This window comes from Thalassoroseus pseudoceratinae, from assembly GCF_011634775.1.
In the GTDB taxonomy this organism is placed as follows: domain Bacteria; phylum Planctomycetota; class Planctomycetia; order Planctomycetales; family Planctomycetaceae; genus Thalassoroseus; species Thalassoroseus pseudoceratinae.
On sequence record NZ_JAALXT010000002.1, the window covers coordinates 824,420 to 843,605 of the forward strand.

13 protein-coding genes are annotated in these 19,186 nt (G+C 54.1%); 2 read left to right on the forward strand and 11 right to left on the reverse strand.

Annotated features, from left to right (window positions below; translation table 11 throughout):
• Nucleotides 1-16: 16 nt before the first annotated feature.
• The gene (locus G6R38_RS08820; protein WP_166823026.1) at nt 17-1,036 is read left to right on the forward strand and encodes a toll/interleukin-1 receptor domain-containing protein; all 1,020 of its coding nucleotides are present in this window, start codon (nt 17-19) and stop codon (nt 1,034-1,036) included.
• 79 nt (nt 1,037-1,115) lie between these two features.
• Here the strand turns inward: G6R38_RS08820 and G6R38_RS08825 are convergent, their stop codons facing one another.
• On the reverse strand, nt 1,116-4,601 hold the full coding sequence (locus tag G6R38_RS08825) for a PVC-type heme-binding CxxCH protein (RefSeq protein ID WP_166823029.1): 3,486 nt from the start codon (nt 4,599-4,601) through the stop codon (nt 1,116-1,118).
• A gap of 87 nt (nt 4,602-4,688) precedes the next feature.
• Nucleotides 4,689-6,362 carry a ThuA domain-containing protein gene (locus G6R38_RS08830; RefSeq protein WP_166823032.1) on the reverse strand — a complete coding sequence of 558 codons (1,674 nt, stop codon included), beginning with the start codon at nt 6,360-6,362 and terminating at the stop codon, nt 4,689-4,691.
• Between the two features lie 56 nt (nt 6,363-6,418).
• On the opposite strand from G6R38_RS08830, the gene G6R38_RS08835 reads away from it, so the two are divergent.
• Complete coding sequence (locus G6R38_RS08835) at nt 6,419-7,591, forward strand: hypothetical protein (protein WP_166823036.1); 1,173 nt, start codon at nt 6,419-6,421, stop codon at nt 7,589-7,591.
• 42 nt (nt 7,592-7,633) lie between these two features.
• On the opposite strand, the gene G6R38_RS08840 is transcribed toward G6R38_RS08835, so the two are convergent.
• The 9 genes from G6R38_RS08840 to G6R38_RS08880 all read right to left on the reverse strand — a co-directional run bounded on the left by G6R38_RS08840 (nt 7,634) and on the right by G6R38_RS08880 (nt 19,182).
• Nucleotides 7,634-8,521, reverse strand: coding sequence for a metallophosphoesterase family protein (locus G6R38_RS08840; protein WP_166823039.1), 888 nt, complete (start codon nt 8,519-8,521; stop codon nt 7,634-7,636).
• A 195-nt stretch (nt 8,522-8,716) separates the two neighbouring features.
• Entirely contained in the window at nt 8,717-10,528 is a 1,812-nt protein-coding gene (locus G6R38_RS08845; protein ID WP_166824134.1) for a V-type ATP synthase subunit A, read from the reverse strand.
• Nucleotides 10,509-11,165 carry a DUF2764 family protein gene (locus G6R38_RS08850; protein WP_166823042.1) on the reverse strand — a complete coding sequence of 219 codons (657 nt, stop codon included), beginning with the start codon at nt 11,163-11,165 and terminating at the stop codon, nt 10,509-10,511. The genes G6R38_RS08845 and G6R38_RS08850 overlap by 20 nt, the downstream gene beginning before the upstream one ends.
• 14 nt (nt 11,166-11,179) lie before the next feature.
• Nucleotides 11,180-11,842, reverse strand: a complete 663-nt coding sequence (locus G6R38_RS08855; RefSeq protein ID WP_166823046.1) for a hypothetical protein — start codon at nt 11,840-11,842, stop codon at nt 11,180-11,182.
• 22 nt (nt 11,843-11,864) lie between these two features.
• The gene (locus G6R38_RS08860) at nt 11,865-12,320 is read right to left on the reverse strand and encodes an ATP synthase subunit C (RefSeq protein ID WP_166823049.1); all 456 of its coding nucleotides are present in this window, start codon (nt 12,318-12,320) and stop codon (nt 11,865-11,867) included.
• Between the two features lie 6 nt (nt 12,321-12,326).
• A complete protein-coding gene (locus G6R38_RS08865) occupies nt 12,327-14,123 on the reverse strand; it encodes a V-type ATP synthase subunit I (protein ID WP_166823052.1) in 1,797 nt (598 codons plus the stop codon).
• A 15-nt stretch (nt 14,124-14,138) separates the two neighbouring features.
• A complete protein-coding gene (locus G6R38_RS08870) occupies nt 14,139-14,738 on the reverse strand; it encodes a V-type ATP synthase subunit D (protein WP_166823055.1) in 600 nt (199 codons plus the stop codon).
• Nucleotides 14,735-16,069 (reverse strand): V-type ATP synthase subunit B, encoded by a 1,335-nt coding sequence (locus tag G6R38_RS08875; protein WP_166823058.1) that lies wholly within the window; start codon nt 16,067-16,069, stop codon nt 14,735-14,737. The genes G6R38_RS08870 and G6R38_RS08875 overlap by 4 nt, the downstream gene beginning before the upstream one ends.
• Before the next feature lie 14 nt (nt 16,070-16,083).
• Nucleotides 16,084-19,182 carry an efflux RND transporter permease subunit gene (locus tag G6R38_RS08880; RefSeq protein ID WP_166823061.1) on the reverse strand — a complete coding sequence of 1,033 codons (3,099 nt, stop codon included), beginning with the start codon at nt 19,180-19,182 and terminating at the stop codon, nt 16,084-16,086.
• Between the last annotated feature and the right edge of the window lie 4 nt (nt 19,183-19,186).

Sequence of the window (19,186 nt, forward strand, 5' to 3'; positions counted from 1 at the left end):
TTTGGTAGACACGTATATGGAACTGATCGATACGATCACAGTTCGTCACCAAGAGCATGAGCGGCATGTCATGCTTTATGTGGGTGACTTAAGCTCAATTCCGCAGCATGAGTCAGTTGACTTACTAATTGTCTCTGCATTTCCCAATGACTACATTCCAACGCGGACGAGCCTGATTGGTGCCCTGAATCGAAAAGGAATTTCCATAGCCCAATTAGCACGCGACAAAGAAGTTGATTTACGCAAATTCTCGAGTTGCTGGTTGTCGCGTCCGATTGAACATCCCGACGCGTATTTCCACCGAGTTTTATGCTTCGAACCGCAGCATCGTGGTACCGCGCCTGAAGTCGTTGGTGATGTGTTTCGGAGCATTGTACCGTTTACAGCAGGTAATCATTCGATCTCGCAGGTGGCTATGCCGCTACTTGCTGCAGGCGATCAGGGAGAATCATCTGAAGTTATGCTTGAGATGCTTGTAACGGCTTCTCTACATTGGCTGTCCCTAGGAATGCCATTGGGTCAAATTAAGATCGTGGTTCGAGATTCTTCTTGTATTCATTTGTTGCATGAGACTTTTGGGCGGTTGAAACGGCAGTTCATGCATGGAACCGACGATACAGGCAACGATCACTTTCGATTCGATGTCTTTATAAGCTACTCCCAAAAGAATAGGTCTGAGGTCGATCAGTTAGTGGAACATTTGATTGATAGCCAACCTTCACTACGCATCTTCCTCGACCGCCTTGAGCTAAATTCGGGTGCTGCATGGCAACAACACATATTTGAATGCCTTGACGACTCAAGGAAGGTTATATGTGCATTTTCCCCCGATTACATGGCATCAAAAATCTGCAAAGAAGAATTCAATATTGCGTTGTTTCGGCATCGGGAGACTGAAAATGGCGTTTTGCTTCCCGTGTATCTCTTTACCGCAGAACTTCCGACTTATATGAAGCTCCTGCAGTATCAAGACGTTCGCGAAGGCTCAAGCGATCGAATCGCTGAGGTTGCAGCGCAACTTGTGAAATACCTTTAATGTTTATTTCGCTAGAGAGCGTGTCAATCAACCAGGAGTGTGAGACTGATTGACACGAGAATGTTACGGGGCCAAGGCCCTAGTTCAGTGGCTGAGCACTTCTTAGGTATGCGAATAGGTTTCGGATTTCGTCTTTCGATAGTGACTTGAGCAACCCTTCCGGCATCAGGCTTTTGGGTTGTTTGATCATCTCGATGATTTGATCCCGTTCGATGGTGACGGATTGCCCATCGACACCGCGGAGCACGACCACACGGTTGTCTTGATCGAATAGGAACCCGCTTGCGGTTCGACCGTCGTCCGTGAGGACCAGATACGATTCAAACCCTTCGCGAATTTCCGCACTCGGATTGACGACATTGAGCAAGATTCGCAGTGTGTCGTCACGATTGTAAGTCGTGAGCGCCGGTCCGATACGTCCACCCTCGCCAAACAAGATGTGACATTTCCCGCAGCTTGTGGCGTAGAGTTTCTTCCCGGCGGATGGATCACCGCCCTGATTCTCAAGAATGGCCGCCAGTTCCGCGATGCGGGCCTGCATTTGTGCGTCGCTGGCCCCTTTCAAACTTGGCCAAATCGATTTGATGCTCGCTGCGAGTTTCTCATCGCGGTGAAGCGTCATGCGGCGGACCAAATCCGGTGAAACGGACTCGGTCGGGATTTTCTCATTGGCGACGGCATCCACGAGCATCTTCGCCCATTTCGCACGACTGGCAAGCAAACCCTGAGCGGCGGTTTGCACGGGGGCGGAAAAACTCTCGTAAAGTCCAAGGACATCACGACCGATTCGCTCGTCGGAATAACGTGGCAACGCCGCCAATACGGTTTGCTGAAATTCTTCGTTGTCGACGGACTTCAATGCACCGAGCAATACCGGAACTGAGGTTGGTTGATCGATCTCGCCGAAGATGCGAGCCAACTCGATGCGTTCCGCGATCGGCGTTTTCGGATTGGAGATACGTTCGAGTGCGGTGTTGACGGCAGATTGATCGCCCAACCGGACGTTAAGTGCCAGCGAACCGCCACCAGCATTGGCAATGGCTTTGGTCAATTCCTCGGGCAACCCACTGAGCGAACGTCCCTGGAATGCCTTTTCAAAACCGGCGAGAAGTTTCGCGGTTGCGTTCTTGTTGGGTGCGTATGCGAACAACTCAGCACAGGTGAGCAAATCGCTCCGTTTTCCGGCGGAGGCGTACCGCTGCATCAAGCGTCCAGCAAGCACGTTTTCGACCAATGGCCGGGCCCAAACCGATTCGTTGGCAAACATCCCGACAATCGCTTCCCGATCCTTTTCCGCGTGAGCTTCAATGGCCCACCACAACAGCAGCGGAACGTGTGGATCGTCCTCGTCCTCATCGTGCTGAATCAACTGTGTGATGATTCGCAAACAGTTCTCAGTCGTCAAACGACGAGCCGAACACGCGAGTTGACTGCGAACTTCAACATTCGATTCCTTCTTGGCAAGTTCTGCCATCGCATAGGCGACCTGTGTGCTGACGGTGTGGTCGTCGCACGCCAAACGTACGGCCCACAATCGCACATGAGGGTTTTGGTGCTGGAAGGCTTTGAGCAACGTAGCGTCATCGAGTCCGACGGTCTGATGGAGTGCCCACAAGCATTCCAAGGCGTAGTCTTTATCGTTGCCATCAATTCCCTGACTCAACAACGGAATGATCGCCTCATCCTTCCGATCCCCCAACAGCCGCAGTGCCTCACGCCGAAACCACTTGGACGGATGCTTCAACATCTCGACAAGTTCCTTCGACGAGAGTTCCCCCAAGTTTTGAGTGGGATATCCTTGGTAATCGGCGGATCGCAACCGAAAGACGCGGCCGTTGGATTTGTCGATCTGGCCAGAGAAGTGTTCGCGGTGGCTGATTTGAGGTTCGTAAAAATCAGCCAGATAAATCGCGCCGTCTGGACCGACTTTGATATCGACCGGGCGGAATTGACGGTCGGTCGTGGTCACGGGAAAACCGATGTCCTTGGATTGGAACGTTGAACCCAGCGTCGAGATATCAGTTCTTACAACCCGACCCTGAAGCGGTTCGATACCAAACAAATTCTCACGATACGCTTCGGGAAGGGAACGGTCTTCGTAGATCACGAAGTTGTGCGTGAATCGTGGCACATTGTGATGTTTGATGTGCTCGAAATATCCGAATGTAAACGGATTGGACAACGGGCCGTGCTTGCCGAAACCTTTGCGGTAATAGCCGCCTTGCACGTAATGAAACCCGCGGGTGTTGCCGCCGTTGTGTCCGGAGAACGTGCGACCGTGGGCGTCGATCTCGACACCGAACGTGTTGCCACCACCCTCGGCGAAGATTTCGTAGATTTTCTTTTCGGGGTGATACCGCCAGATAATTTGGCCCATCGAATGGGTGACGTTTTTGTCGTCGCCGGGTTTCTTGATGTGCCCGCTGACCGTACTTCCCTGACCACCGTAAATCCAACCGTCGGGTCCCCACGTCAGACTGTTGGCAACAGAGTGCGTGTCCTCCATCCCGAAACCGCTGAGGTGCACTTCGGGATCGCCATCGGGAATGTCGTCTTGGTCTTTATCGGGATAGAACAGCAAGTATGGTGGGTTCAGCACCCACACCCCACCACGCCCGACCAAACAAGACGATGCAATGTTCAATCCCTCGACAAAGGTTTTGTGCTTGTCGAATGTGCCGTCGCCGTCGGTGTCTTCGTGGATCGTGATTTTGTCGGCCCCTTTCGGACCGTGCGGCGGTGGATCGGGAACTTTGTCGTAAACACTTCGCCAGAACTTGTCCTTACTGAGAATCTTCAGCCCTTCTGGATACGGGTATTGTAGGTATTGAATGACCCACATCCGCCCGCGTTCGTCAAATGTCATGTTCAGCGGTTGACGGACATCTGGTTCAGCAAGCAACAAGTCAATGGCGAGATCGTCGGGAGTCGTGAATGTTTCGACGGCTTTTTCGGGAGGAATTGCACCGGTGCGTTGAGCGGTGCGGAGGGCATCACCAAGACTCATCACCCGCCAGAAAATTGCGGTTGTGGTGAGCGCGGCGGGTCCGTCTTTCCAGGCGGGATCGTCACCGGTGTGGAACTCCCACTGCCCGTTAAGTGCGATGCCTTGATCTCCTGAGAGCAGTACCGGTGCCTGCCCCAAAAATCCGCCGTGACCATCGCGGTCATAGACTTTGATCGCGAGAAGATTGTTTTTGCCCGCCAGAATTGCGGATGAAGGGACTTTGTGACGGGGGTTTTCCGCACTGCCGTCGGTGTAGTTCGGAGGAAACGCACCTGCCGATCCGATTCGCTGGCCGTTGAGATACACTTCGTGAACGTCTCCGACCTCGGAAACCAGCAATTCGACATCACGAGTTTTCCACGCCTTGGGAATCGTCACCCAACTTCGATACCACGCAAACCCGTCATATTCGCCGAGTTTCTTGGGATCGTTTTCCTCCCAGGCCCCTGGCACCGTGAGGTGCGTCCATTCGGGCTTGGTGTCAGCCGCATGTAGCGAGGTGATCGATAGCCAGCCGAAACACAACGCGAAACCAAATCGTATCCAATAAAAATGCATCAGGTTGAAATTCTCTGTGAATGTATGAGGCAAGCGCAATCCAACAATGCCACCGGTTTCACCCGGTCGACACAACAAATTCAATCGTTACCGACCGACGGCCCAATCAACGGCGTTTTTGAATAGCTTGTTGAATTCAGGTTGGTCGAAGTCCTGAATATGTCCGGTGGCCAAATAGAAGACGCGGCCGCCGTGTTTGGTTTTGTTCACCCACGCGACCGGTTCCGGTTCCTGGTTGGGAATCTTTCCCTGCAACAGAGGTGTCGCCGAGTTCGCCAGCGGACTGACCTTATACAACGAACCAAACCCCCGGAACTTGGTGGCATCGACACCATCAAGAATCGGGTGATCTTCCGCTCCCGTAATGGTCGTGATTTCCACCTGCGGACCAGCACCGTAGTGGTTGGTGTAATTTCCGCCCAGGATTTCGCGATCGAATTCCGGCCAAACCGCGTGGCCTTCCGCCGGATCCGCGTTCCGGAGTGCAAACGCATGACTAGCCGTCCGAATCCCGATGACGGGTTTGCCGCTTTCGATGAAATCCCGAATTCGCTTGAGTTGCTGCGTTGGCAGTGCCCGTCGACGAACGCTGATGAGCACTGCGTCTGCGTGTTCCAACGCTTCCAACCCAGGCATGTCGTCACGATCACTTTCGTTCGCGTGAACGAATTCGAAGGCATAATCTTTGCCAAGATGCTCCATGACAAACTTCGGCAGAGATTCGTTCGTGCGGTATTCTCGTTCACCCATCACGACCACTAAGCGTGGGCGTTTGTCCTCGGAAAACCGAAACGGTTCGCCGCCGAGGAATTGATCGCTCGTCACAGTCGGAGCAACCCATTTCTCGATGTGGGCAACGATTAAATCTGTTCCGGTAAAGTGATTGACGAACGGAGATTTCGAGGGATCGTAGATCGTATCGGTCAAATCGCGACACAAAGCGACGCGTTTGCCGTTCTGTGACATTCGCCGCAACCCGAATGGCCGTCCGAGCACGCACATGTTGGTGTGCACGCCGACCAGTAGCACGTTGTGAATGCCATTCTGTTCAAGAATGCTCCAAACTTCATCGCCTTTGTCGCTGATGTAGTCGTCATCTTCAATTTTCAGTGTGTCAATTTGTCGAATCCACGGACGCCCGGGATTTCGGCCTTTGGCCTCCAAATCGCTGAGAAACTTTTTCTTCGTCTCCGGGTCGTCGCCGTTGAGCCCGTCTTTTTGATCGAGCGGGTACTCGCCTTGTTCTTCCGGCGGAATCTGGTAACACCAACTGCCGATATCTTTGGGAAGATTCTTCGACTTCGGTGTCGTTTTCGCATGTTCGCGAGCCGGGTGATCTGCATAGAAGTCCATGCAACCGCTGGGAGCATGGATAATTGTGCCGCCACGATTCCGGACCTTGACGAGCAATCGGTTGATCCGCGGAGCCATCTCGACGACGCGAGCCGCCGCCTTTGGCGAGGTGTGCGTGTCCCAGACGTCACACACGATAACGGCCGTTTTTTCCGGTGCCCAGCATGTTGACCGTGTCAGTGCGTGGAAGCGTCCGCTATCTTCGGCGGTCTCGGTGCGGTATCGTAGATCGAGTTGGAACGCGGCTGGATTTTGACAATCGTCTTGCCCGTTCAGTGCCGCAAACTGCGGTTCGCCAGCGGCGACCGATGAGATTAGGACAGCGAAGCCGACCGCCACTCGCGGCAGCCACTTCAAGAAATGAGTCAGTTCCATCGAGATCGTCTCCAGCAAGTCGCCCGGATACATGCAACAGTTTTCGTTGATGAGTTTAAGATGATGCCAAACGGAAGAAAAGTCTGAGCATGCCGCGTCTCTTCTTTGGCAACTTTGGTTTTGAACACGAACTGACTGAACAGCCGATTTCCAAGACGGCGCGTCGGACGGTCAGAGAAATGTGTCTGCTGTGGATCGCGGTCGCAAATGCCGACGATGCCATTGTCTCGTGGGAGCGTGATCATTCGGAATTTGCCGAACTCTGGGACGCGGGGTTGCCGCAACCGCAATTTGTGGAAACGCGATCTCGGTGGGTGCAAGAAACACCTGGGGATTGGGAATTCTGTCCGTGGGGGTGGTCGTCCGATGCGATCGATTGCGGACGGTCCCTCGGCTTTCCACTGAGCGACGCCCAAGCAACAGCCGCGATGCACACCAACAGTCGGCGATTTTCGCATCATTGGGAATCTCGGCTTCAATGTGGTTTGCCGGGGCAACTCACCGTGGAGACGATGACGGAACTCGTGGACGCGGTCCGAGAATTGGGAGCCCAGGGGCGGTGGGTTATCAAGACCAATTTCAGTACCGCCGCCCGCAATCGGCAAATTGGTTGCGGCGGTGAGTTTTCGGAATCGCTGTTCCGCTGGTGCGAAAACCAGCTCGAACGCGGTCAGTCGTTGGTCATCGAACCATGGGTTGAACGCAAGGCGGAAGCAAGTTTTCAATTCGAGATCCCCGCACGCGGAGACGGTCCACCGAATTGTGTCGGCATCATTCCACTGTTGACGACACCGGACGGTCGTTATCAGGGCAATCGGATTGGGGCGGTGGATGTTTCGCGATTCGAACCAGCAAGGGAACAAACGCAAGTGGCCGCTGAAGCCGCTCAGCAAGACGGTTACCAGGGACCGCTTGGCATCGATGTGATGGAATACCAAGATGCCGAGAACTTGCTCAAGTTGCGACCATTACAAGACATCAACGCTCGTTGGACGATGGGCCGGCTGTCAATTGGCTTTCAACGCTTGTTGCAACCGGGAGAAGTTGGCACTTGGCTCCATGTTCGTTGGCCGGCCGATGTCGATGAGTGGATGGCAAACATTCATCGTCAACTTCCGGTCGGTGTGCGACTGCTCCGAACATCTCCCCGAACGGTAGCCAGCAAACCCGTCCGACATGGCAGCGTACTCATCATCGCTGCCGATATCGAACTGCAAGCCCACGCAGAAGACATCATTCTGCACGACTTAGCTGCCTCTTAGAATTGTCTCGTATCGCTCTCCGAGAAATGGAGCCGCGATCCGCTACCATTCGTAGTTCTTCTGTTTGCGAAAACCGGTGAGGTGGATGGTCCCGTTCGGTTCGATTTCCATTAGAGAGTAGCCGTTGTTTTGGGCACCGCTACCTTCAACCATTGCCACGAGCGTGCAGTATTGGATGCCGCCGATATCCTTGAGGTCGTTCTGATGGCTGTGTCCTTGAAAGACCGCCAACACCTTGCCAGAGGCTTCCAGGATTTTTCGCACCTCCGCATTGTTCTTGACGCCGTGATGGTTTTGCACATCCAATCGTTGGTGAGCAAAAACAACCGTCGGTTTGTCATTGCTCTTGAGATCGGATTCTAACCATTCGAGTTCCGCAGCGGGAATATTCGCGTCGGTCCAATGGAAGTTTTTGCGTTCATAAGGCTGACCATCACTGCGGAAACAGGAATCCAGCACGATGAAGTGAAAGCCTCCCCGATCGAAGGAATAGTACGACTTCTCCTGTTCCACACCGCCGAGAAACTCCTCTTTCTTGAGCGTATCCACACAGTGGTTGCCCAAGACGTAGTGCCGATCTTTGCAGATGGCTGAAAACGGTCGATTGATCGTTTGGAGATAACCTTGCTCGACATCGACCGAATCGGCGGCGTCGATGAAGTCCCCCAATTCCACGAGAAATGTCGGCGTGTCTTGCTCGAACTGCTTCGCTGCTTCTTCGAGTTTCGCGAGTGTTTCTCGGTAATGCCGACTTCCGGCGGGGGCTTTGTCAGCGTAGTGCAAGTCTGTGACGAGCCCCACACGCAGTTTTGCGGCTTGGTCATTCGCGAGCAGTTGCGACGAAGCCAGTGAAGTCGCTGCCAAGGTAAGCGTTCCTTGTTTCAGAAAAGCTCTTCGGCCGATGCGGACGCAATTGTTGTCGTTGTGCATAATTCGGTACCACACTCCAGGGAATCTAAGACCCTGAGTATCTTACAAGAACCGGCGACCACAACTCTACATGCTACTTGTTCATTCGAAATTCACGCAAAAAATCCAAACGCTCGCCGCAGGATCTCGGGCCGCGTGCGACGGTTTTTGGCGATTCCAAACTGAACGCGGCTTGAGACATCGACCGCATTCGGCTTAGGACGTTGCTTGTAGTGAGTCGAATTCCCCGGCAATCGCGCGGCGGTCCAAGTTCAGAATTTGCTCGACCAAGTCCTGGTAGTGGTCCGACCCAAACTCGGCATAGTTCAGGTTCTTGTAGAGGCTAGTGAGTTGCGTGAAGAACGTCCGAATTTGCTCTTTGTCGTGGAACTCGTAGTTTTGCTGGACCAGACGACGCACGAGCCGGAATGATTCCAATTGCCGATCGACGGGCACAGACACGTCCACCGCGTCGAAGGCATCTTGTTGCAAGAACACCAAGTCGACAAACGTCGCTCGCTGATAGTCGAGAAAGTCTTCCATGGTGACGCCCTCTTCCCCGGTGACTTGCATCATCTGATGGACGCTGTCACCGCGGTGGAGAAGTTCCGTCATCTCTTTCACTGATTCGGTCCATTGGGGATCGAGTTCACGATCGAGGTGGGGCTGCAATTGGTCCAGATACCGGGACCAGGAAAACAAGGGATCAATCGCGGGGTAGAAACGTTTGTAGGCCCGATCCGAAGACAAGCCGAGAAAACATTTGACCGCGCCCAACGTGGATTGGGTGACGGGTTCCTCGAAGTTCCCACCTGCCGGCGAAACGGTGCCAACCATGCTCAAACTGCCGACGCTGCCGTCATTGGTCTTGAAGAGCCCCGCCCGTTCGTAGACGTTCTTGATGGAGGAATCGAGATACGCGGGAAACGCTTCTTCGCCAGGAATCTCTTCCAATCGGCCGGATGTCTCCCGCATGGCTTGTGCCCAACGTGACGTCGAGTCGGCAATGAGCAGCACATTCAACCCCATTTGACGATAGTATTCGCCGAGTGTAATGCCCATGTAAATTGACGCCTCGCGAGCGGCCACGGGCATGGATGAGGTATTGCAGATGATAATCGTGCGGTCCATGAGTTTGCCGCCACTGCGTGGGTCAACCATGGTGGAGAACTCGTGCACGGTTTCCAGCACTTCCCCGGCACGTTCTCCACAGGCGACCACAACAACGATATCCACGGCCGAGTACCGCGCGATCAATCCCTGTAGTACGGTCTTTCCCGCACCAAACGGCCCTGGAATACACGCGGTTCCGCCGCGGGCGATCGGAAAGAAAGTGTCGATCAGGCGGATTGTCGTCGTCAGTCGTTCGATGGGGAATTGACGTTCGGACAGGCGTTGCCGAAGAAGTTTGGCTGTGACTGGGCGACGAACGGGCCATGTCTGTTGCATGGTCACTTCGCGTTCGCGTCCCTTGGCATCGCGAACTCGTGCGATCGGTTGATCGACCGTGAATTTGCCTTTGGCGATCCAGAGCAGTTCCACTTCATGGCTTTCCCCGAACGGCAACATGATTTTGTGGGTAATTTGCCGCTCGGGAACGGTTCCCAAGACATCGCCGGCTCGGAGTTTCTCACCGACTGTGCGTGTCGGTCGAAAATCCCATTCGACTGTCGTGGATAAAGCCGGAACGGTGCTGCCACGATGTAGGAAGAAGCCATCCCGTTCGGCCAATTCGTGCAGCGGATTTTGCAGACCATCGAACACCGTTCCCAGAAGACCGGGACCGAGGACGGCGGGCAACATTTCCTTGGTCAATTCGACCTCATCCCCGACACGGACCCCTTGGGTTTCCTCGAAGACTTGCATGTCCGCGGTGTTGCCGAACACGCGGAGCACTTCCGACTTGAGCCGATCTCCGCCGACGTGGATGTACGCCACTTCGTTTTTCATGATCGGGCAGTCCGCCTCGATCGTCACAATGTTCCCCGCCACGCCGACGATTCGGGCCTTAGAAGGTGATGTTGGCATAGTCACCCAGCGTCTCCTCAATCATCTGATCAAAACGAGTTTTTCCCACCTCGGCGTCTCGACTCGTCCAACGATCAACGATCGTCCAGCGAGCCAGATAGAGGAGCACGGCTTCAAAAGAAAACGTGAACCTCGTTGCCATGTGATGGCGGAGTTTCCACATGACTTCAAACAGAATTCGTTCCGCTTCCAATGCCTCTCCGGCTTCCCAATGCCTCGCGAACGTTTCGATCCAAGGAAACCGGTTTTCGAGTCGAAAATACGGTTCCTTGAAGTTGCGACGGATGGGATCGACCAACTCGCCAACGCCTTGAGGCGGTCCGTCCCCAGCACGGCGACGACGAAGTGCACTGATGATCGTTCGCATGTTCAATCGGTTCTCCACGATCCGCCAGATGATCGGATGGTGAACCTCGTGCTTCAGTTTGTGGAACCGGTTGATGACTTCCGTGTCCGATTGCTCTAACGGTTGATGATCCCAGGCCAAAAACTCATTGAGCTGGGCGATGGTCTCGGTGTCTTCCTCCGTGAGCATTTTGAGCCGTTCGTCCAATTGTAGACGTGTGATCGGCGGTCGCGTCACATCGAAATGCGGCGGCAAGGGAGGCAGACTGGCAATCAGAGTAAAGTAAGACACAAAACGTTGCCTTCTTAGGTCTTCGGTTCCATGATCGCACGAAACCGGGGCGAAAGATGCTGCAACAGAAGTTCGGTTAGGGTTTCCGTCGTGAGGTCAATCTCTAATTCGTCGTCCACTACTTGCACTCGCACCCCGACAGAATCGTGTTCGTCGACTTTGAACGTCAGACCGTCTCGTAATGCTTCGCCACTGAGTGACCGCACAAATTCATCGAGCTCTTGGCGAGCATCATCAGCGGATTCATGTGCGACATCACGTTCCATGAGCACCCATACTTTGAGTGGTTGTGGCTTCTCCGATTCCGGAAGGGAATGTCGTGCGATTTCCAAAATGAGACTCTTGAGGAACTCACGATCTTTCAGAGTATGGCCGACAAGCGATTGTAACTTGCGGACGAAATCGGCACGGAGTTCTTCCGTCAGTCGCAGACTCGCATCGCGACCGGCCAATCGAATGGCACCTTCTCCGTTGATTCGCGTTTGCTCGGCTTGTTCTCGCGCGGCGTTGAGGATGGACTCGGCTTCCTGTTTCGCCTGTTCGAGGATTTCCGCGGCCTGTTCACGTGCTGCGGACAGCAGAGCATCCGCTTCAGACTGCCCTTTGGAAACACCTTCTTGATGCAGCCGATCAATCAGCTTTTGAACACCGGCGGATTCCGTCGGATTGGAATTCATTTCGTTCTCCGTGACGATGGATCTAGTTACCGGGTGTGGGGATTTCGCCGGCGATCACCAAAGCGAAAATGAACGCGAACACGGCGAAGCCTTCCACAATGGCAGCAGGTGCAGCGGAGAGGCCAAAGATTTCCGGTTTGCTCTTGCTCGCGACAATCGCGGAGGCACAACACAACCCTTGGAACACCGCACTAAACAGAAGAGCGATTCCACACAGAATTCCCACCGCGAACAACCCGGGTGCCGTCTCGGTTGTGACGGGCCGATTCAGTGTGAACATCACGACGATACCATAAATGATCTGTGAGGAAGGCAACGCCGAAAGCCCAACCAGACGTCCGTATCCACTTTCCACATCGATCATTGCACCACAGGCTGCTTGCCCGGCACGGGCACACCCGATGATGCTACCCACGGCTCCAAGCGCGGTGGGGCCGTAAATTCCCATCCAACCGAGCATAATCCAGAAGAGTTCCATGAGGTTCTATGTCTCCGCTTTCTTGTTGAAGGGCTGAAAAGTGTATCCTTCACTTGTCAGGCTCCAGTTGAAAAACTCGATGCAATTGAGACGCAATCCATGAACGACACCGCCCATCAGACCTAATAGCAAGTTGATCCCGTGTCCGACCACGAGAATTAGTAATGCCAGCAGGATCCCGAAGCCTCGAGTTTGGGACGCCTGTTGAGCGAGGTCATTGAACGTGACCGCGAGTTGGGCACTGGCCAGACCAAGTGCGAACAGTCGCAGATAACTCAGGCAGTCGCCGAACGCTTTCGACAGATTGGCCACTTGCATGATGCCATCAAAAAGTCGACGCAAATGCCAAATCGGATTCCAGGAAAGCAACGTGCGGTCGCTACTGAAAAGTAGAATGCCGACGCCTCCACCGATTGCCAACATCTTCCCGATTTCAAAGAGCTGAGGGATTTCCGCGAGACGTCCCGCCCCCATCAGGAAGCCACCTTGGATAAGAAACGCCCATCCCAAATGACCAAGACATCGGAACGAACGCCGTGAATTCCAAGCGGAAATTCCATTCGCGAGGCTCAGATGAATCACGCCGATCGCGACTGCAATTCCCATCATTGCGGTCTGGTTATTCATCATCGGTTCGCCACCAATGCGGACACGGAGTCTGTCTGCGAAGTACCCCTCGCGTGGTTCCACGCCAAAGTAGCTTCCCACCAACACCCCATACACCACGGTCGCAAACACGATGCCCACGAGCAGATTGCGGAACTGAATGGCCGACGCCGATTGGCTAAGTTTTCGCCAAGAGAGAAAAAGGATTCCTGCCATCAGTAAACCGTAACCGGCGTCGGCGACGATCATGGCAAAGAACAGGCTGAACGAAAAAAAGACGATGAACGTGGGGTCCCACGCATGATAATTCGGTGTGATGTAAAACGTGACGCAACCCTCAGCGCCGGCAACACGATCAGGGTTTTTGAGAAGCGTAGGCGGTTGGTCCTCGGGGGTGACCGCTTCCAACGTCAGAGCAACATCATGCTCGTCAGCGAATCGTTTCACGTCCTCGCAAGCACTCTCGGGAACCCACCCTTGCAAGGCGAAGACGTCTGGATCACGAAGCGTGCACTGTGCCGCTGCGTGTTGAGCTGCCTGATCGTCCGCGGCATCCAAGTCTTTTTTTAACAGTGTTCGCCAACGGGTGAGTGTCACTCGTTTCCAATCGAGTTCCTCAAGTTCGTGTTCGATCCGTTGTAGTTCCTGCCGAAGTTCCGAAAGCGGTCGACGGTCCAACTCCAAGGGCGGGAAGGGCAGTTCGGGGGATTCATGAGCGAGGACAACGACGTAGGCGAAACGAGGTCCCTCGTTGGCAACATACCAGTTGATCTCGTCGGGAATTTCTGTCAGCCGATGTCGCGGAACCTGAAAGAACCAGAACCGCAATCCGCCGGTTTCATCGGCATCGGGGAGTTGAAATTCTCCCCAGGGTTCCAAGTCGGTAATCGCTTTTTTGAGGTCGTCTCGCTCGGAGATCCGTCGTTCTTTTTGTTGTTTGATCTCCAAGACATCACGAATCAGCTTCTCCCGATCGAACCGATATCGAGATTTCTCCTGTCGACGTTGAGTCGGAGACGACGTCAGGTATTTCAGTGTTTCACGAGCCTCTTTCGAGACGAGTTGGGGGGCTTGAACCGGCGTCTCTCGGAGGTTGATCAGATGCATGCAACCCAACTTCTGCAATCCGTCGATGATCACGGTTTGCTGCGAGTTGGTGCCAAACAAAGTGGCTCTTTTTAATTCCACGATAGCCATGCGATGTTCCGGCTGTCAGTTACGATTCTTTTGTTTGGCGAGTTTCGACCGGACCACCGCCGCTCGTTCTTCATCGGACAATGCGATGCGAATCCGTTTGATGTTTTCTAATGCGTTGGGAATCAGCACTTTTTCAAAAAGGTTGACTCGCTGGGTAATTTTGCGGGCGGCTTGTTCCAACCGTTCGACTAGCGTTTGTTGGGCTTGCAACTCAACCCGCAACCGGGCCAGGTTCTCCAAACTTTCGACCAGTTGATCGACCCAGAACGGAAACGTCAAAGTGGAGTAGGGGGTTCGTTCAAACTCGATTTCCCTAACGACCGGCACACGAGCACCCACGATGTTTTCTTCTTCGATCACAACATTCCGAACCTGCACAAGACGCGACAAGTCCTGAGTTTGCAGGGTGGAACTTCCTAACAGCGACAGGAGCGGTTCCAACGAATGGCGGTACTCAACCTCGTTGGCTTCCAACCGTGCCAACTCCGTCCGGGCGTCTTTCCAAGCCGCTTGAAGTTGTTGGCGTTTCAAATCCAGCGAGGGCAAGAACTTTCGAAACATGCCCAACTGGTCTTGTTGCTGTTTGAGAGAGTTCTTGTTTAAGGCGAGTCTCAAGTTTTCGAGTCTCCCACGTTAGCGGGATAGTATTTGTCGATCAGTTCCTGCTTCATCAGCAGTTCTTCCGGTTGGAAGCATTCCGCTAGTGTCTGCCAGCCAAGGTCAAGGGCATCCACCAAGGGGAGCGAAACGTCGATCTCCATGAATCGCTGTCGAAAGATCTTTCCGTAGGTGAGCAACTTGTGATCGAACGGCGACAAGTCAAACGCCATCGCTTGTTTCTTCTCGGCTTCTCGGGCTCCGGAATAGAGACGGATCATGGTATTCATGAGTTGGCCATGATCGTCCCGTGTGGTTTTGCCAACCACCTGTTGTTTGAGTCGCGACAACGAACCGAAGGGGTCGATCATGCCATCGTGCAGATAAAACTGACCCTCGGTGATGTAGCCGGTGTTATCGGGAACGGGGTGGGTGACATCATCACCGGGCATGGTGGTGACGGTAAGAATTGTCACCGATCCGGCTCCGCGATAGTCGCAAGCGCGTTCGTATCGCAAAGCGAGTTGGCTGTAGAGATCGCCCATGTACCCCCGCGTAGCTGGCACACGTTCCATCGAGACGCCAATCTCTTTGAGTGCATCCGCATAGGCCGTCATATCGGTGAGTAGTACCAGCACACGTTTCTTCTGCTCGACAGCAAATCGCTCCGCGACTTTCAAGGCCATGTCCGGAACTAACATGCGTTCGACGATCGGGTCGGAGGCTTGATTGACGAACATAACCGTTCGTGGAAACACGCCCTCTTCCTCGAATGTCGTGCGGAAGAAGTGGTAGTCATCGAACACGAGGCCCATGCCACCAAACACAATGATTTCCGCGTCGGCCTGAATTCCGATGCGTGCCAGCAATTGGTTATACGGTTCCCCCGCGACGGAAAAGATGGGGATCTTTTGGCTTTCCACCAGCGAGTTGAACACATCGATCATGGGGACTTTGGTCTCGATCATGCGTTTTGGAACAATCCGCATGACGGGATTGACCGATGGTCCCCCGATTTCGACTCGCGGGTCTCCCTGGAGTGAAGGACCACCATCCGTTGGCTCGCCCGCACCATTGAAGACGCGTCCCAAGATGTTCTCGGAAAACGTGACTTGTGATGGATGACCCAAGAATTGAATCCGCGCTTCGGTCGACAGTCCCTTGCCACCGGTGAAGACTTGAAGGGATACTTCGTCTCTGTGGATGGCGATCACCTGGGCTAGCGAACGTTCGCCATCCCAATTCTCCACCACCGCCAGATCACCAAGCCCAGCCTGCTTCGCGCGAACTTTGATGATGTCGCCGACAATAGACAGAATGTGCGTGTAAAACGTGAGATCATTGAGCATGACGCCTCATTTCATCAAGCTGTGGTCTGTCCTGGTGAATCAGAGGGAGCGTTCTTCTGCCACGGAATGCGGTACAGCAAGCTGTAAAGTGTTGGCACCATCACCATCGTCAGCAATGTGCCGGCAATCAGGCCGAAGAAAATCGTGACCGCAAGTGCCACCCAGAAGACATCCTGCAACATCGGCAGCACACCCAGGACGGTCGTTCCCGCTGCATTGACGACGGGATTCAAACGGGAGACGGCCGCTTCGACGACCGCATTGTACGGCGACATATTCTTAGCCAGGTTCGAGTTCACTTCGTCCAGCAAAACGACGACGTTCTTAATCATCATCCCAGACAGACTCATCGCTCCCAAGAGGGCAATAAATCCGAATGGCGTGTTCGTCATGAGCAATCCACTGGTGATACCGATCATCACGAACGGGATCACCATGAAGCAAATCAACATCGGTCGAAAGCTGTTGAACAAAGCCACGAGGATGAACAACATCACGACCAACGCCGGGACGATTCCCGGGACGAGTGCTTCTTGGGATTGTTTCGCACTCCAATACTCACCGTCCCAGTCGAGTCGGTAGCCCGGCGGTAGTTCGATGTCCTCGAATTGCTTCAGCACGGAGTTTCGCAACGTGGGGGCCGTGACGTTGTTTGGAGAACATTGCACCGTGATTGCCCGTCGGCGGTCCCATCGCCAAATGATCGGATCTTCCCACGGCGTTACCACACCATCGATCACTTGCAACACCGGAACCGATTGGCTGGACAACTTCGGTGTGATTTGCAACTCATCGAGTGAGGACGCCGCATTCTGCCTTTCGGCATCAATGTTTCTGGCAACGATTGGAATTAAATCATCTTGTTGCCGGTACTGGCCAACCACGACACCGTCGGTCGCGCGACGCATCACCCGTGCGAGATCGTCCCGCGAGACGCCAGCCCAACGGGCACGTTCCTCATTGAATTCCGGGACGACCGCTTGAACACGTTCTCGCCAGTTGACACGAACTTCCTTGGCGTACGGGGAATCGCGGAGGATGTCCGCACCTTGCTCGGCCAATCGTCTTAGTGTTGCGGGATCGGCAACCGCCGGTCCGCTGAAACGAGCTTCGATTTTCCAGTCGTCAAACGCTCCAACCGCGTACTTGCGAACGCGAACCATCGCCTCGGGCACATTCTCTTGAACCCAAGCATCCGTGTCTTCCACCAACTTGTTGACACCATCGAGTGACTTCGTGTTGACGATGATCTGAGCATACGAGGAGTAGGGGTCTTCCGCGCTCACTGGCAGATAGAACCGTGGCGGGCCTTTGCCGATAAACGCGCTAACGGACGCCGTCGAATCGTGCTTCTGAACAAATTCCTCGATCCGCCGAAGATCGGCACTGGTTTGTTGAATTCGCGTTCCCTGCGGCGCCCAATAATCAATCATGATTTGCTGGCGGCTGGAATCCGGAAAGTACAACTGCGGGACAAAACGAAATCCCGCTACGGAGACTAAAAGCAAAGCCACCATGCCGCCGAGAAACAGCACGCGGAACCGAATTGTCAAAGACAATAAGCCGCGAAAGCGTTGATAGAACGATCCTTGATACGGATCGGTTTCCGTCTGCCCCGGTTTGGGAGCAGGCAACATCGCGATGCACAGAATCGGTCCGACGGTCTGACAGAAAACCCAGCTCAGAAACAGGGAAATCGCGACGACTGTAAACAAGCTACCGGCGTATTCTCCGGTGTCATAACTCGAGGCAAAAATCGGATAAAACGCCATGCACGCCACGACCGTCGCACCAAGAAGTGGCCACGCCGGTCCGCTGGCGGCTTCGATGGCCGCCTTTTCGCGATCCATTCCTTGAGAAATCCGAACCATGATGCCATCGGTCACGACGATCGCATTGTCGACCATCATACCCATCGCAATGATCAATGCTCCGAGTGAAATACGGTGCAGGTCGATCCCCATAATGGCCATGACCACGAACGTCCCTAGAATCGGGAACACCAGACCGCTAATTCCGATGATGATTCCGGCTCGCACGCCCATCGTGATCGCGAGCAAAATCAGAACGATGGCAACAGCCTCAAGAAGACTGACCATGAAGGCCCGAATCGATTCGCTCACCTGGTCGGACTGCCAGGAAATCCGCTCGACGTTGATCCCCACCGGCAGTTCGGCGACGAGCTCGTTGATTCGCTGGTCGATCGCTTGACCGACTTGGACGATGTTTTCGCCTGCGCCCGGAGCCAACGCCATGGCGATCGCTTGTCGACCGTTCTGCCGAAGTAGTTGAACCGGCGGATCCACATAGCCAACTCGGACGTTGGCAAAGTCGCGGATGCGAATCAATTCATCCTGGCCATTGACTTTGCTGGTGATGGCTAGATTGCCGATGTCTTCGGGGGATTGGAATTCGCCCGTCGGAGCGACTCGGAGTCGTTGGGAATAGTAGTCCACGCGACCCGCATCGACGACCAGGTTCTGCGATTGCAGTGTGGTCATGATCTGTTCGGGCGTCAGACCGAGGGCCGCGAGCTGAGCACTCGAGACATCAATGAAAATTCGTTTGTCTTGAACGCCCCATAGATCGACGCGAGCCACGCCTGAAACAACGCTCAACTCCTTCCGCATGTCTTTGACGTACTGTTCCAACTCCGCATAACTGAAGCCATCACTGCTGACCGCCAAGAGAAAGCCGAAGACATAGCCAAAGTCATCACCGATCTTAGGTTTGCCGGCACCGGGAGGCAGCGTCGGTTCGACATCCGCGACCTTCTTTCGCAACACATCCCAAACTTGCGGCAACCGATCCGACCAATAATTGCTTTTGATGTCGACTTTGATGATCGACAGCCCCGCGCGGGAGTTGGAATAGACGTTCTTGAGTTCGACCATCTCCTGCAATTTGGTTTCGAGCCGGTCGGTGATCTCGAGTTCGACTTGCTCGGCACTCGCACCGGGATACGTCGTCGTGATCACCGCTGTTTTGACGGAGAATTCCGGATCTTCCAATTGGCCAAGCTGGAAATAGCTGAAGATTCCGCCAGCCACGACCAGCAAGATCGCGAAATAGGTGACGGCACGTTTTTCAATGGCCAACGCTGTTAAATTCATCGCG